Source organism: Pontibacter aquaedesilientis, from assembly GCF_014773225.1.
In the GTDB taxonomy this organism is placed as follows: Bacteria; Bacteroidota; Bacteroidia; order Cytophagales; family Hymenobacteraceae; genus Pontibacter; species Pontibacter aquaedesilientis.
Map to the genome: position 1 here is coordinate 1 of NZ_JACXAJ010000001.1, position 14,134 is coordinate 14,134.

Annotated in this window: 13 protein-coding genes and 1 pseudogene; 7 read left to right on the top strand and 7 right to left on the bottom strand. The window is 49.1% G+C overall.

All coding sequences use genetic code 11. The features are described from left to right. A partial coding sequence (locus H9Q13_RS18225; RefSeq protein ID WP_262892287.1) for an IS1 family transposase occupies positions 1-259 on the top strand: 259 nt, incomplete at its 5' end. A gap of 232 nt (positions 260-491) precedes the next feature. Here H9Q13_RS18225 and H9Q13_RS18230 read toward each other — a convergent pair. Next, a pseudogene (locus H9Q13_RS18230) lies at positions 492-719 on the bottom strand (Arm DNA-binding domain-containing protein); the annotation flags it as partial. A gap of 782 nt (positions 720-1,501) precedes the next feature. On the opposite strand from H9Q13_RS18230, the gene H9Q13_RS00010 reads away from it, so the two are divergent. Together H9Q13_RS00010 and H9Q13_RS00015 are read left to right on the top strand one after the other, a co-directional pair. Next, the gene (locus tag H9Q13_RS00010) at positions 1,502-2,578 is read left to right on the top strand and encodes a T9SS type A sorting domain-containing protein (RefSeq protein ID WP_191181713.1); all 1,077 of its coding nucleotides are present in this window, start codon (positions 1,502-1,504) and stop codon (positions 2,576-2,578) included. Positions 2,579-2,664: 86 nt separating this feature from the next. Beyond that, a complete protein-coding gene (locus H9Q13_RS00015) occupies positions 2,665-2,880 on the top strand; it encodes a hypothetical protein (protein WP_191181714.1) in 216 nt (71 codons plus the stop codon). Between the two features lie 63 nt (positions 2,881-2,943). On the opposite strand, the gene H9Q13_RS00020 is transcribed toward H9Q13_RS00015, so the two are convergent. The 3 genes from H9Q13_RS00020 to H9Q13_RS00030 form a co-directional block, all read right to left on the bottom strand. After that, complete coding sequence (locus H9Q13_RS00020; RefSeq protein ID WP_191181715.1) at positions 2,944-3,135, bottom strand: CsbD family protein; 192 nt, start codon at positions 3,133-3,135, stop codon at positions 2,944-2,946. 111 nt (positions 3,136-3,246) lie between these two features. Continuing rightward, positions 3,247-4,932, bottom strand: a complete 1,686-nt coding sequence (locus H9Q13_RS00025; protein ID WP_191181716.1) for a PAS domain-containing hybrid sensor histidine kinase/response regulator — start codon at positions 4,930-4,932, stop codon at positions 3,247-3,249. 40 nt (positions 4,933-4,972) lie between these two features. After that, positions 4,973-7,423 (bottom strand): bifunctional aminotransferase class I/II-fold pyridoxal phosphate-dependent enzyme/GNAT family N-acetyltransferase, encoded by a 2,451-nt coding sequence (locus H9Q13_RS00030; protein ID WP_191181717.1) that lies wholly within the window; start codon positions 7,421-7,423, stop codon positions 4,973-4,975. A 68-nt stretch (positions 7,424-7,491) separates the two neighbouring features. Here H9Q13_RS00030 and H9Q13_RS00035 point away from each other — a divergent pair, with 68 nt between their 5' ends. Beyond that, positions 7,492-7,905: a DUF7793 family protein gene (locus H9Q13_RS00035; RefSeq protein WP_449578675.1), complete on the top strand. Its 414-nt coding sequence runs from the start codon at positions 7,492-7,494 to the stop codon at positions 7,903-7,905. A gap of 81 nt (positions 7,906-7,986) precedes the next feature. On the opposite strand, the gene H9Q13_RS00040 is transcribed toward H9Q13_RS00035, so the two are convergent. From H9Q13_RS00040 to H9Q13_RS00050, 3 genes are all read right to left on the bottom strand, one after another. Then, positions 7,987-10,491 carry a TonB-dependent receptor domain-containing protein gene (locus tag H9Q13_RS00040; RefSeq protein WP_191181719.1) on the bottom strand — a complete coding sequence of 835 codons (2,505 nt, stop codon included), beginning with the start codon at positions 10,489-10,491 and terminating at the stop codon, positions 7,987-7,989. A gap of 272 nt (positions 10,492-10,763) precedes the next feature. Beyond that, positions 10,764-11,177 (bottom strand): OsmC family protein, encoded by a 414-nt coding sequence (locus H9Q13_RS00045; RefSeq protein WP_191181720.1) that lies wholly within the window; start codon positions 11,175-11,177, stop codon positions 10,764-10,766. A gap of 62 nt (positions 11,178-11,239) precedes the next feature. Next, the gene (locus H9Q13_RS00050; RefSeq protein ID WP_191181721.1) at positions 11,240-11,959 is read right to left on the bottom strand and encodes a hypothetical protein; all 720 of its coding nucleotides are present in this window, start codon (positions 11,957-11,959) and stop codon (positions 11,240-11,242) included. A 172-nt stretch (positions 11,960-12,131) separates the two neighbouring features. On the opposite strand from H9Q13_RS00050, the gene hpf reads away from it, so the two are divergent. The 3 genes from hpf to H9Q13_RS00065 all read left to right on the top strand — a co-directional run bounded on the left by hpf (position 12,132) and on the right by H9Q13_RS00065 (position 14,068). Next, positions 12,132-12,437 (top strand): ribosome hibernation-promoting factor, HPF/YfiA family, encoded by a 306-nt coding sequence (hpf, locus tag H9Q13_RS00055; RefSeq protein ID WP_191181722.1) that lies wholly within the window; start codon positions 12,132-12,134, stop codon positions 12,435-12,437. Positions 12,438-12,583: 146 nt separating this feature from the next. Then, the gene (locus H9Q13_RS00060) at positions 12,584-13,366 is read left to right on the top strand and encodes an SDR family NAD(P)-dependent oxidoreductase (protein WP_191181723.1); all 783 of its coding nucleotides are present in this window, start codon (positions 12,584-12,586) and stop codon (positions 13,364-13,366) included. 63 nt (positions 13,367-13,429) lie between these two features. Next, positions 13,430-14,068, top strand: a complete 639-nt coding sequence (locus H9Q13_RS00065; RefSeq protein ID WP_191181724.1) for a DsbA family protein — start codon at positions 13,430-13,432, stop codon at positions 14,066-14,068. Positions 14,069-14,134 lie beyond the last annotated feature (66 nt).

Here is a 14,134-nt window from a genome sequence, read left to right on the forward strand (position 1 = left end):
AAGGCTCTACAGGCAGCTGGAGAAGCTCAAAATAGACTGCTTCTGCACCGATGACTGGCCGGCTTTTACGAAAGTACTGCCCCGGGAAAGGCACCTGATTGGCAAAGCGTTTACCAAACACATTGAGGGAGTGAACCTGTGCCTGAGGACCAGAAACCGAAGAATCGTGAGAAAAACGGCCTGCTTCTCCAAAAAAGAGCAGAACCATTACAGCGCCATGAAGCTAATTTTCTATTATAGAAACCATCATACATTGTAGACCACAACCTTTTTTTCTTTGTGGTGCCTTTGATTTTCGTGAATGGAGCCCCATGCACGTAGCACCAGAGCGAATTGCGGGCGCTTTCAAAAAAATTAGCATTACCTAGCCTTCCTTCCTCCTTCAGGCGTGCGATCGCTTCTTCATAGGAAGAGAAAGCCTCATGCCTGGAAGAGTTTTTGAGCAATCTCCTATCCAGCTCATTGAAACTGAAATGCGGAAGCTTTTGGATGATCTGGTTCATCTTGTGCTCTGCCGTCTGGAGCTTGAGTTTATCCTCCTTTAAAAACTTGCCTGGTTTGGGAGACATCATCTTATCAAAATTCTCCGGGGTAAAGCTGAATTCGGTGGGATAGTACTTTTGCTTCCGCTGGAAAGTTACTCGGAGCTTGACTGGATAAGTGCCATCTTTTAGTGCACGTCGGGTATCCAGAATGATGGAAGTGACGATACTTTGCATGAGCTTATAACTACTGAAATGGGAGATTTATTTGCATACAATTTGCATACAAATATTGTAAAAATCAATAATATACTAAGATTGTTTTTGTTTAAATATTGTGTAAATAACTGGCTATCAATAAATAACAAAAAATATAAAAGTATATAAAATATGACTTTTTCGACTCATAATCAGTAGGTGCCTGGTTCGATTCCAGGTGGGCCCACAGAAAATCAAGCACTTATCTCGCAGAGAGGTAAGTGCTTTTTTTGTTTACTAGAGAAAAAAACGAAAAAGTAGGTTTTGGGCCTTACCCGGCACTAGTAATTAAATGGAGCCTTGTTGTTGATTCTAATAGTTTCTTTTGAAGACCGCTTAATCTAAGTGTTTGGTTGATAAATGCAATTTTGGCTGAATTTTAAATTTAATCTAAAATTATAAGATAATCAGGAACGATTCTAGCTAAGCAATAGTTTTACACCTGCTTAAGCATTTGGTATATCAAATAACTTGAATTGATAAACCAACCGTGTAATAATTGCAATTAGTTCGTGTAATAATTGCAATTAGTTATTATGTAATAGTTTAGATAAAATATTTTTACACCCAGAGCTCTGTATCCCAAATCGAGTCATAATGGTTTCTAAAGCCGATTAAGTGTGCCTCTTCCTATAATGCAATCCTTTGTTGCCTTTTCTTTTTGATAAATTCCCAATCTGATTTTTCGATTGACTCATTTCAGTTGCATGCATAATTTTCATTCAAGCGTTTGGAAACGCTTCATCTGTCTAAGTGTGTTTATGCTTAGCACACTTCTGGTTTATCAAGCACACGCCGATGGCATTAAGTATGCTTCCGCTGTTATAGAAACGAGCAATTCCCCTTTTTCAAGATTTGTCAAGAATCCTGAAAATGCTTTAGGGAACGATCCTACAACTTATGCAAGTATCGTTTCACCAGTTCTGTCTGCCTTAAGAAGCGAACACTTGCGTTTGGAATTTCCTGGTTCTGTTCCGGCGGGTTATACCTCAGGTTTCATGATAGGCGCAAGTTCTGCCATTATCAACCTCAAAGTGCTCCCTCTTATCTCTATTATAACATATGATGAAAGAAACACGAAAGTGCAGGAGGTCGCTATTAGTTCTGATGTTTTAAAATCTGCGCTTTTAACCAGCGCAACCCAGCCTACCAGTATATCTTTTGTTAATTCGTTGCCTTATTCACGTATAGAGTTACATATTACTTTTCCGGCACTCATCAGTATGGGGAGCGACCTGCGTATTTATTCAGCTTCGGCAGCCCCTCCGATTGAGCCGCTACCCGTACATCTTGTGTCATTTACAGGAAACGTAACCACAACTGGTGTAAGCCTGAAATGGCAGACAGCATCGGAGGAAAACAGTAGCCACTTTGTGGTCGAGCGTTGTTTTGATGGTGCCATGTTTGACAGTGTAGGTTCTGTCATCAGTGCAGGAAACACAAGCATCAAGCAGCAGTATGCTTTTGTCGATGAAGAAATTTTTAATTTTGGTCCAAGTGCCTGTTATTATCGGTTGCGACAAGTTGATTTAGATGGAGCTTGCGAGTTTTCTAACACTATATATATTGACTGGAGAAACCAATCTTTGGCAAACAAACCAAGCGTATACCCCTCTCTTGTTGCCGGGAGTCAAGAGATCACGCTGAAACTATCCAAAGTACCTGATAAAGTTCAAAATGCTTATGTATACGATCTGGATGGTAAAATGGTAAGGCAAGTACGGTTAGCAGCTCAGATAACTACTCTTTCTTCTTGTGGTCTTGTACCTGGTATATATTTCATAAAAGTGGATCTAGGAAATAACATTGAAACAGTTGAGTTTTTGGTTGTTAATTGATAGGTTGCCAATGTATATAGCTAGCGGTTCTGGATAGCATGCCTAGAGAGAATTATCTCTGATGATAACCTGCCTGAAACTTGTGTTTGACTAAGAGTCTAAAGCAGACACTTTCGCCGATAAAACACAAGATTATTTCCAAAAGCACTCTGCGCCTTTTAGCCATTGTGTCTTCCACAGATTTTGTGCAGCAGCTTACAAACGAACGGCTTGATGCCAGGGTAAAAGAGTCAACGCCCCACTTCGACACAAAATATTTCTTATTTGAGAGTGATGGCTTGGAGTGGATGACAGAAATTTAAAAAAGAGTCCCCGCATCTGGCCGAAGCCATGATGCGGGGACTCTTTTTTAAAATGTATTGACCTTATAGCGAGTCGATCCACTTTTTGAGATCGCCTTTCGCCTTGCCGGTTTTCTGCTGCAGCTTGCCCAGCCACTCGTCTTCCTGGCCTTCGTTGTAGGTCAGGTCATCATCCGTCAAGTCGCCGTATGCTTGTTTCATTTTGCCCTTCATTTCGTTCCAGTTTCCTCTGGTTCTATATTCTGTTTCGTTCATAGCTTTTTTATCATTATTGGTGTATACCTCTAGTACGGGCGTTGCGGGCTGTGCGTTATGGGCAGGTATGGCATCGCATAAAAAAGCCCCTCCGCATGAGAGGGGCTTTTCTTATAGCCATTTACGGAGCATCATGACCAGATCATGCTGCTCAAAGGGTTTGCAGAGGTGATCAACCATGCCTGCCTCCAGACTCTTGACTATGTCGTTTGGGAAGGCATTGGCAGAAAATGCGATGATAGGGGTCTTGTAATTCGCTTCCTGTAGCAATTTGGTGGCCTCCAGCCCACTCATGCCGGGCATCTGGATGTCCATGAACACCAGTTGGTAAGGCTCGGCCTGAGCCATGTCCACGGCGTCCTGCCCGTTGAAGGCTGTGTGAACGGTCGCACCCATATTTTCGAGTACCGTTTGCAGAATCATCACATTGATCTCGTTGTCGTCGACCACCAGTATACGCGTACCTGCGGGCACCATGTAGGAGGTGTCGTCCTGTATGTTATCGGAGGTCTGCTCTGTCTGGTGTACCTTTTTCAGTCGGATCGTAAACCAGAAGAGCGAGCCTCGTTCCTGGCCTGGCAGCGGACTGATCAACTGCAGGTCTCCCTTCAAAAGTTTCGCCAGTTTTTTGCTGATGGCCAGTCCCAAACCTGAGCCGCCAAACTTACGGGATGTCGATTGGTCTGACTGGGTGAATGACTCGAACACCATGGCCTGCTTGTCGGCAGGTATGCCGATGCCCGTGTCGGTGACGGAGCAGGTGAGCAATACTTCGTCGCCCTCCAGTTGATCGGCCCGGAAGTGCACATCTATCCGGCCCTCCTGGGTAAACTTTATGGCATTGCTGACCAAGTTGACAACCACCTGGTTGATTCGGGTAGGATCGCCGATTGTCCAGTCTGGTACTGACTCTTCGATGGTGGAAGAGAAGCTGATGCCTTTTGTTTCCGCCAAGTGTTTGTAAGGTTCCAGGCTGGAGGCAAGCGATTCCCTGACATTGAAAGGGATGGCCTCGAGGTAGATCTTGTTCTGCTCCACCTTGTGCAAATCCAGAATGTCATTGAGCAGCTTGGTAAGCGTAACCCCGGAAGTTTTGATCAGGCTGATGTACTGCTGCTGGGTTGGGTTTAGCTCCGTTTTCAGCAAAAGGTCCGTAAAACCCATGATGCCATTGAGCGGCGTCCGGATCTCGTGGCTCATGCTCGACAGGAAATCACTTTTAGCCTCATTGGCGACCTCTGCCTTGCGTTTAGCTTTTCGGAGGGCCTTCTCGGTTCTCTTGAGCTCCGATATATCCTTTGCGATGATCAGAATGCCATCCGCCTCTTCTCGATTGTTCTTAATATGCGAGAAGGAGCAAGAAACCGGTATGATTTGCTTCTGCTTGGTTTGTAAAAGCAATTCTTTGTTCAGGCACTTGCCCTGGCGTTTACACAGGTCGACTAGGTATAGCAACTCCGCCACACTCTCGTGGTGCAGGAGAGAGGAGAACGGAAGCCCCCTCAGTTCGCTTTCCTTAAACCCAAGCGCGTCTTCCAACGATTCGTTCACATTCCGGATGGTGAAGTCTGTGTTGAGAATCAGGAGCATGTCCACGACACCCTGGTAGATGCTCTGCATAAAATCCCGGGAGACAGTGGAACTTTTGAGCTCTTGTCCGAGCATATTGATGCCCGCGATAATGGCATCCAACTCATCGCCGGTTTCGGAGGCCTCTATGTGGTAATCGAAATTACCGTTGGCAACCTCCGCGATCAGGGTAATAATTTCTTCTATTCTCTCTTTTAATACTTTCACTTAGTATCATTTAGGTGCCGCTCAGGGGCGGCACCAGGTTTTACTCTTTTTCAACTGCAAAGGTAGCACCCATCATTTCCAGGGCAAAGTTGTCTTTGCTTTGGTAATAACCAACTTTCGGGTAAGGTGTTGCGCCTACTTTTTTCTTTTCGATGGTGGCAGAAATTCCGAAGTTTACTCGTTGGCATTTCAGGGCGTTTGCCCGTTTTATCACTTGGTATAGCGTCTGTCTGTACACGCCGTACTCCATCAGGTACTCGTAGTCCATCCCGATCAGCATAAAACTATAGACATTCGCCGCATTCTGATGGCAGAATGCAACAGCTACCGGTTTTCTGTTGATAGAGTACTCTTCCTTAATATAAAGTACGATAAATTCCCAGGTGTTGCTCTCATTGAGGAGTTGAAACAGCTTTTCAGGGAAAAGGAAGTTGTTGATTGCATAGTTGTTGTTCTTCACGTTACGGAACAGGGCCATGGCGTGCTGCAACTCCTCTTCCTCCAGGCGTTCTTTCACCACCACGTCGTAAAAGTGCTCATTGCGCTTGATTTTCTGCACAAAGTTCTCTCTTCCTTTTTTAGATAGCGTCTTCCTGAATTCCTCCTCCGTGCTCCAATTCAGGTTCTCCACGACACAAGACTCCGGCAGATCCAGCTTTACGAAGTCCTGCTCCACCATAAATTCATCGAGTTCCGGGTCGTTGCCGTCGAGGTCGCGCAGCAGAATGCTGCCGGCGTTCTCCGTTTCCTGCTCTTTGTTCAGTTCGGCCAGCAGCGTTTTCAGCGCCTCTTTCCAGTGAGGACTTTCACGGTCCAGGTATAGGTGGTTGCCCTCCGTGAACAAACTGCCCAGCACAATACCCGTTGAGGTAAGGTAATAGGGATTGGTTTCCCGCTCACGCTCCAGTGCTCTGGAGATGGATGCCTGCGAGAACATATCCTCTTTCAGCAAGGCTACGGCCGCAAAGGTCATCAGCACCACTTTTCCCTGCGGATCCTCCACGGTATAGTAGCGGAAGGCCCAGTTGTTCTCTTTCTCCTGGTTGTCCTTGAAAGACTCTTCCAAAAACCGGATACCTTCCCAGTCGAACATCCCCCGGTGCCCCAGGTGCTTGTTCCACAGCGAAGCGTCAATAGCCTCTATAGAGGTATAGCGTTGAAGCACAATACTTGTGTTATCGTCCTGTGCATAAGTGATTGCAGGCCGTTTATCAGAGAGAGCGACAGGTGCCATTTTAAAGGCTTTGCGAATGTTCTCCAGCGTCTGGTTTGTTTCGGCCAGTGCCTTGTGGAAATGCAGTTGCAGTTTGCTCACCAGTTCCTCTATGTCTTCATAGGCATTGGTCAGCGAGATGGTGATGCGCACCCCGATGTTCTTAGCCGGTACCGCCGGGAAAGTGGCCAGGTTGACGTATATACCGTCCTGCAACAGGGCCTGTACGAGATGGTTGCCCATGTCCATGGTGCCAGTGCCGATGTAGAAGATCGGACTCTCGCATTCATGCACCAAAGGCAAGTCGGTTTGCTTAAGCAAGGTGTTGAAGTAGGCGATCTTACGCTGCAACTCTTCCTGGTAACCAACGATTTCGTCGCTCAGGTGGATCTTGGCCGAAGCAATGGCGGCACCCAGCGTGGCGGGCTCTATTTGCACCGAGAAGGTGAGCGGGCCACCGAAGTTGTTCACTTTGTTGTACCACTCTTCGTTCGGGAAAAGCGACAGGCCCCCGCAGGCACCAAAGGCTTTGCCCAAATTGGCTGTCAGGATCATTTTGCGGTAGAGGCCATCAGGCATTTGGCTCATGGCATAGCCAGTTCCATTCTTTCCGGCCCAACTCATACCGTGCGCGTCGTCCACGTACAGGTATAGCTGCTCGTATTTTTCGGCCAGGGCAATCATTTCCTTGATCGGGGCAAAGTCGCCGTACATAGAGTACACACTGTCCGCCATATACCAGATTCGCTCAAACTTACCCCGCTGCTTTTTAATGCGGTCTTCGAGCATCTCCAGGTTGTTGTGGCGCACCATCTCCACGGTTACCCCCTGGCTCAAAAGTTTTTTAACAGCCTCTTGCACACTGGCGTGCACCTGGTGGTCCAGTATAACGAGGTCAGACTGGCGGATGATGCTAGGTATAGTGGTGAGGTGAGAAAGTGTACAATTCTTAGAAATAACTGCCGGGGCGTGGTACAGCTGCTGCACCAGGCTCTCCAACTCGCTGTACAGCGGGTTCGAGATGTAAGTGCGTGACATCGGAAATTGCGTTCCGAAACGCTCAATTGCGTCAATTGCTCCACGCTTTACGGCCGGATGATGCTCCAGACCCAGGTAACCGCAGGTGCCAAAGTGCAGGACTTTACGGCCATTTAACGTAAGGTGTTGCCCACTAAGGGATTGATCCTCTGCGTGAAGGTGAATAATTCCTTTCTTTTTAGAAACAGAAAGTACGGAGTCTACCGTATCTAAGATGTTATTATGTCTTATCTTTGCCATGTTGCGCGCCTATAGTTACATTGCTAAGCAGGCTCAACAAGCAAACTAAAGATCCAATTCAAAATTGAATGGCAAATTTCGGAAAAGATTATGAAGAAAATTCAAAAAAGACGACTTATTTAGAGTTGTCTTTAGCGGATGGAGTATTGTACTGTATTTATGATGAAATTGAGGAAATGGATCTAAACATCGCCGAGATTTGCGTTAAGGATCGACTGGCGTATATCGGTGAATATTCCTATCCGAGTCTGTTCGATATCACCAAGATAAGACAGTCGACCAAGCGGGCACGCGACTACATGGCCAACGAGGGCAATGCCGGTGTAACAGCCAGCGCCATTCTGGTGAGTTCGCCCATGATAAAGATGGCGGCTAACTTTTACATCAAAGTAAACAAGCCCAAAAACCCCACGCGCATGTTCACCAATAGGGAAGAGGCGGTAGAGTGGCTTCAGCAGTTCAAGCAAAAGACAATTGAATAATTTGTTGCTATACCTCATAAAACGAAAAGCCTCTCCAAACTGGAGAGGCTTTTTGCATAGGTTAGGTAGTAGTGATATTATTTACATGCCGTTGCCGTCGCCCTGCTTGGCGTCGTCGTTGCGGATAGAGCGTTTGCGCTTCGGAGGACGCTGCTGGTCCATCTTGCCGAAGGTATAGTTGAAGCTCACACGCACGCCACGGTTATAGTTGTTGATGCGGATACGCTGCTCGTAAGGCACCGGGTTGATGGCGGTGGCCTCACTCACCAGCACGTCGTTGTTCATGCGCATACTGGCCCGGAACGGGTTGTCAAGCGCCAGGCTGATGCCGCCCTTCTTGTCAAACAGCTCTTTTTTGAGGGCAAGGCTGTGGAAAGAGAAAGAGTTGAACTTGCCCAGCAGCTGCACGCGGCGGGAATTGAAACCACCGTTGAACTGGGCGCTGATTCCTTTGCCAAAGGTATAGGAAGAGTTCGCATTGATGTTGTACATCCAGCCGCTGTTGCTGGTATACTGGCTCGCAAGGTCTACAAAGTATACGTTAGAGCTACCGCCAATCGTCCAGTTGTTGGTAGGCTTGGTGTTGCCGAACAAGCTGATGCCATAGGTTTTGTTCTGGGCAATGTTACGGAATGAAAGCGTCGTGGTGTTTGTCGCCTTATCCACGTCCACTACCGTTTCGATGGCGTTGTCGGTCTGGCGCATGTACAGGTTGGCGCTTAGCGAGGTAGTCTTGAAGAAGGTGCTATACCCGGCCTCGTAGAGGTCTGTCAGTTCTGGCTCCAGATTCGGCGAGCCTTGAATCACGGTGTTGGAAGTCTGCTCCTGGCGGAAAGGGTTCAGGTAGAACAGCGACGGGCGCTGTATACGCTGTGTGAAATTGGCCTTGAAGGTATGCTTCTGCTTGAGCGTATAAGAGAGCGCCACGCTAGGGATCAGGTTGTCGTAATCATCCGAGATGGGCTGTGTCATGCCTCTGGAGTTGAAATCGCCTTTGATATCGGTATATTCATAACGGGTACCCAGCTTCACGTTCAGCAATTTTTTGAATCTAAATCCGTAGGTCAGGTAGGCTGCCATTACATCCTGCTCGTAAAGGAAGGACTCTTCTCTATTCGTATTGCCATTTGCCGTCGTCACATCGTACAGACCATCGCTGGTCACATCCCTGAAAATAGACTTGGCACCGACTTCGAGCATGGTTTTGTTTTCGAACGGATGCACATAGTCTACCTGGAAGGTCAGCTCATCGTTGCCGCCGTCGTTGGTATTGCGCTGCAGGTAATAAGGGGCCTCACCGGCATTATACCTGTCCTGGAAGTTTCGCGTCTTCGTGTCGGTTGTGCTGAGCTGCGAAAGGATGGCAAGCTCCTGCTGCGGCTTTTTGAAGTAGTGCGTGAAGTCCAGATTGTAGTCTATCCCCTGGCGGTTGTTGCGGTTGCGGATGTCGTTGAAGAAATTGTTGGTGATCTCGCCGTTCTTCGTGTCTGTGCTCTCCTGATCGTTCTCCATCCGGAAGTTACCGCCATTCAGCCGCACCCCACCGCTCAGGCTGTTCTTTGGAGTGATATCATACTCAAAACCCAGCTGCCCGTTCATAAACATGCCATTAATCTCCGTATCGCCGGACTGGAAAGACTGGCTTTGCGTGGAAGGTATGATGATCGTGTTGGTCATGTCGCCGTGGTTGTAGAACATGTTGCTGCCGAAGTTGCCGTTGATGCCCAGTTTGCCGCGGCGCAAGTTGAGGCTACCGTTGGCGTTGCTGCCCCGTGTACCGGCTGCCAGCGCCATAGAGCCCGTTACGCCCTGCAGGCCACCGTCTCTTTTGGTGATGATGTTGATGATGCCCGCTGTACCCTCTGCGTCGTACTTAGCCGATGGGCTGGTGATCACCTCTACCGATTTGATCTGGTCTGCCGGAATCTGCTTCAGGGCGTCGGCCACGTTACCGGCCATGATGGCTGATGGTTTGTTGTTGATGAGCACCCGTACATTGGAACTGCCGCGCAGCTGCACATTGCCGTCGGTGTCCACGGAGAGAGACGGTACCTTCTGCAGTACGTCGGCGGCATTGCCACCGGAATTGGTGATGTCCTTGTCGGCATTGTACACGGTGCGGTCGATCTTTTCCTCAACCAGCGGCTTCTCGCCTGTGATTACAACCTCACTTAGTTTCTTTGCGTCCGAGGCAATCGATACGGTGCCCACGTTTACGCTGGCATTATCGGAGCTAACGGTCACGTCTTCCACCAGTTTTTGCTGATAACCCAGAAAGCTCACCTGCAGTTTGTACTTGCCCTGAGCGACCCGGTTGATGGTAAAACGGCCCTTGTCGTCGGCCATAGCGCCGTCTATGGGCTTGCCGGTGGCCGGGTGGATGAGTGCGATGGTGGCAAACTCGACCGGCTGTTTGGTGTCGGCGTCCTGCACAATGCCCGTGATGGTGGCATTGCCGCGCGGAACCACGGCACCTGCGCCGCCCTGCTGTTGCTGGGAGGCTCCCTGCGGAGCTGCTTGCTGTGTCTGCGCCAATGCTGGTACAGTGCTCAGTCCCAACAGGACAAGGAGCAGATGCTTTTTCATAGTTTTGTCAATGTGGCGTAAAGGTGTATTTTCCATATCCTCTGTCTTCTTCTTTTCTGTTTCATACAAAATAAAGCGGCTTTTTTGAACCAGAAAAACAGAATATACCAATGCACTGCATTTCTATATGAAAAGGCCTAAATACCCTATCAGGCATTCGTCGGTAAAAAAGGGAGGTTGGTGGGCCAGGTAGGCGGAACCGGGGTCGCCAGACAAAAAAGGCCCTTCCAGCTTAGCTGGAAGGGCCTCTATAATGAATTTAACTGCCCGAGTTATACCAGTTCGAATGAATGCGTGATGGTTGCGGTTTTATAAAGAATGGCCGCCACTGAGCAGTATTTCTCCAGCGACAGCACAATGGCCTTGCGCACCTTCTCTTCGTCGAGTGCGCCGCCCAGCACAAAGTGAATGTGGATGTTGCTGAACAGGTTGAACTCCTCTACTTTCTGGCGCTCCGCCTTGATGTTAATGTCGAAGCTTTCGATCGGCTGTCGCTGTTTCTTCAGGATTGAAATGATGTCGATGGCGCTGCAGCCACCCAGCCCCATGAGCATGAGCTCCATCGGGCGCGCGCCTTCGTTATGGCCACCAATCTCAGGGTTGGCGTCGATGTTTATGGCTACATTAGCAGCGCCCCGGGCCTGGAAGTGGTAGTCCTGGTCAACGCGGGTGAGGTTTATTTCCATGTGGTTGGTCTCTTTAATTGAGCTACGAAATTAAGGAATTATCCCCTTCCTGCCAACATCGGCTAAGCTGCCAGTTCGGTCACGTACTTCACGAGGGTACGTTTGGCAATAGGCAGCAGCGCACTGTCGAGCGGGCAGGGCACCCGGGACACGACCACAAACGTAGCGGGGTTGGGCAGCTCCTGGTGTTGCTTCACCAGCTGTACCTTCAGGTGCTCGTGCGTTTGGGTAAGGCCGCGCCTCACTGTGTGCAGCAGTTGCGTGTTGATGCCCCGATATTTCTCGTAAGTGTTCTCAAACACGCTGATACGGTACACATATACCTGCGTTTCCTTGCCGGGGAAGGCGTCCAGAAAAAGATAACCTTCGTCGAAGTACATCGGCGTGATTCCTACCGGGTTGATTTCAATATGGCGCTCAATAAAGTCGTAAAGCGTTTTGCCTTCCTGCAGGGCATTGGTAAAGAGGGGAGAGGCAAACTGGATCACGTCCTCAATCTGCTGCATGGTTTCGTCATCGGCCACGATCTTTTCGTACACGAGCTCCAGTTTCTCAAAATCGGCGCGGGTGATGCGTTGCGGAAAGGCTTCGTATACCAGTTTTTTGCGCTCCTTCACCTGCTTCAGGTTGTTGTAGTGCATAATAAGATCAGAGAAAACCGGGTAGAGGCGTTGCTGTCCAAACTCTGCCTTGGCGGTTTTGAGGTACGCCAGCAGCAGGTATTTTTTGTATTCAAAATCTATCAATCCTTCTGTCAACCAGTTGATGGGAAGTTTCTGCATAACGGTCATATTTTGGTTGAATACCTAAAAAACGAATCAGGGGCCCGTGATGTTGCCGGTCAAAATTTACCTGCCCCTGCGGGTCAACTTAAAAACGGAGCCCTCGTTTAAATTCAGAACTTACGAGCGGAGGCTTCCCGTTTCCGCTCTCAACCCTTAACCTAAAACGACGATGAATTATACAGAAAACTATGAAGGCATCAAGATTGATGTGCAGGCAGTGGACATCTCTATATCGGAGGATATCCAGCTGAATATTCGCAACGCGATCAACAAATTTAAGCGCCACGCAAAAAAAATCGACTCCGTAGACGTGTATTTCAAAGAGGAGGCAACTCATGCCACCGACTCCAAAAAAGTAAGCATGCGGGTAGGTATACCGGGCAACGACGCCTTTGCCGAAGACTCTGGCAACAACTGGTATGAGTTGCTCAAGAATGTGGAGGAGAAAGTGAAACGACAGCTGGAGAAACGCTAACCTCCGGTATAGCAAACAATCAGCGGACCCGGTGCATTCTGGGATGACCCCGGCATGCAGCGGGTTTGTTATTGTTGCTATACCTGTTCGGGGTTGCTGTTTTGTGCGGCGCCTTTCGTATTTTAGGCGAACAATAAGTTTAGTATATGACTGATACATACTACAAAGACAGGGTGGTGTTGATTACCGGCGGAGCGCAAGGTATAGGTCTGGGCATGGCACAGGCTTTTGCCACCGAAGGCGCTCAGGTCGTCATCACCGATGCCGATGAAGAGGCCGGAAAAGACGCCCTGAAGAGACTGCAGGAGAATAAGCTGACAGCAGCGTTTATACCTTGCGACATCAGCTCAGAGCAAGAAGTAGTGGCGCTGATGAAAGCAGTGGGGGAGAAATACGGAAAACTGGATGTGCTCATCAACAATGCAGGTATAGCCGACCCCTTCACCGGTGATCTGCAGGAAATGCGCATGTCAGAGTTTGACAGGGTGCTAGCCGTGAACCTGCGTGGCCCCATGCTTTGCACCAAATATGGCTTCCCGTTGCTGCAGAAGGCAGAGCACCCGGCTATACTGAACCTATCGAGCACGCGCGCCTTTATGTCGGAGCCCAATACCTTTGCCTACTCCGCTTCCAAAGGAGGTATAGAGGCCCTAACGCATTCCCTGGCCGTTAGCCTGACTGAGGACCGGATTCGGGTGAATGCCATCGCGCCGGGCTGGATCGAGACGGGGCCCTGGCAAAAGGAGAGCCAGCGCTACGAGCCCCGCCATACCAAAGAGGACAAAGCCCAGCATCCGGTTGGGCGGGTAGGTATACCTGCCGATGTTGCGGAGGCGGCCTTGTTTCTTTGCTCCGACAGGGCAGGCTTTATCACGGGGCAGCATCTGGTCGTTGACGGAGGCATGACGGTGAAGATGATCTATACCTGATCGAAGATTAAGCTAACCATTACGGGCCTGTAGAAGTACACTATAGGCGAACAACTGATGCCTATGCTGAATAGTCCTTACAATCCGGTTTTGCTTTATGTGACAGACCCCATGTGTGCCTGGTGCTATGGCTTTACGCAGGTGATTCGCAGGCTGCGGGCACTCTGGCACGGGCGGCTTTCAGTCGAGGTGATTGCCGGGGGGCTTCACCCTTACGCCACAGAGCCCATTGCACGGGAGTACAAGGAACGCCTGGCGGTAAGCTGGCACCGGGTGCAGGAGCGCACGAGTCTCCCTTTCAACTATAGTCTTTTCCTTAACGAGAGCTATGTGTATAATACAGAACCTGCTTGCCGTGCCCTGCATGTGGTGAGGCGACTAAGACCCGCGCTGACACTCGAAGTGCTGCGTGCGCTCCATTCTGCTTTCTATGCCGATGGTCTTAACCTGGCCGATCCGGCGGTGTTGGCCAGTGTGATCCGGCCATTTGGAATCAACGAAAGCCTGTTCTATACCTTGTTTGAGGCCGATGAAATAATAGAAGAAACAGAAAAGGAGTTTGAGTTCGTTGAGATGCTAGGTGTAACGGACCTGCCCAGCGTCTACATCGAGGGCGGCATGGGCCCCGAGCTGCTCGTCAGGGGATTTTGCCAGCTGGACGAACTTGAGGAGCGGCTGCTCCAGCATTTGGAGATGGTGTAACATCCTTTTCATTATCCACTTGTCCCCGGTTTAAGAATAAGGGAATATTTGCTCTAATATTAAAAG

Bases quoted from the DNA above. Each gene is read 5' to 3' on its own strand.
- H9Q13_RS00010 (WP_191181713.1), top strand. From the start codon at position 1,502: ATGCTTAGCACACTTCTGGTTTATCAAGCACACGCCGATGGCATTAAG.
- H9Q13_RS00020 (WP_191181715.1), bottom strand. From the start codon at position 3,135: ATGAACGAAACAGAATATAGAACCAGAGGAAACTGGAACGAAATGAAG.
- H9Q13_RS00030 (WP_191181717.1), bottom strand. From the start codon at position 7,423: ATGGCAAAGATAAGACATAATAACATCTTAGATACGGTAGACTCCGTA.
- H9Q13_RS00035 (WP_449578675.1), top strand. From the start codon at position 7,492: ATGGCAAATTTCGGAAAAGATTATGAAGAAAATTCAAAAAAGACGACT.
- H9Q13_RS00040 (WP_191181719.1), bottom strand. From the start codon at position 10,491: ATGAAAAAGCATCTGCTCCTTGTCCTGTTGGGACTGAGCACTGTACCA.
- H9Q13_RS00045 (WP_191181720.1), bottom strand. From the start codon at position 11,177: ATGGAAATAAACCTCACCCGCGTTGACCAGGACTACCACTTCCAGGCC.
- H9Q13_RS00050 (WP_191181721.1), bottom strand. From the start codon at position 11,959: ATGCAGAAACTTCCCATCAACTGGTTGACAGAAGGATTGATAGATTTT.
- hpf (WP_191181722.1), top strand. From the start codon at position 12,132: ATGAATTATACAGAAAACTATGAAGGCATCAAGATTGATGTGCAGGCA.
- H9Q13_RS00060 (WP_191181723.1), top strand. From the start codon at position 12,584: ATGACTGATACATACTACAAAGACAGGGTGGTGTTGATTACCGGCGGA.
- H9Q13_RS00065 (WP_191181724.1), top strand. From the start codon at position 13,430: ATGCTGAATAGTCCTTACAATCCGGTTTTGCTTTATGTGACAGACCCC.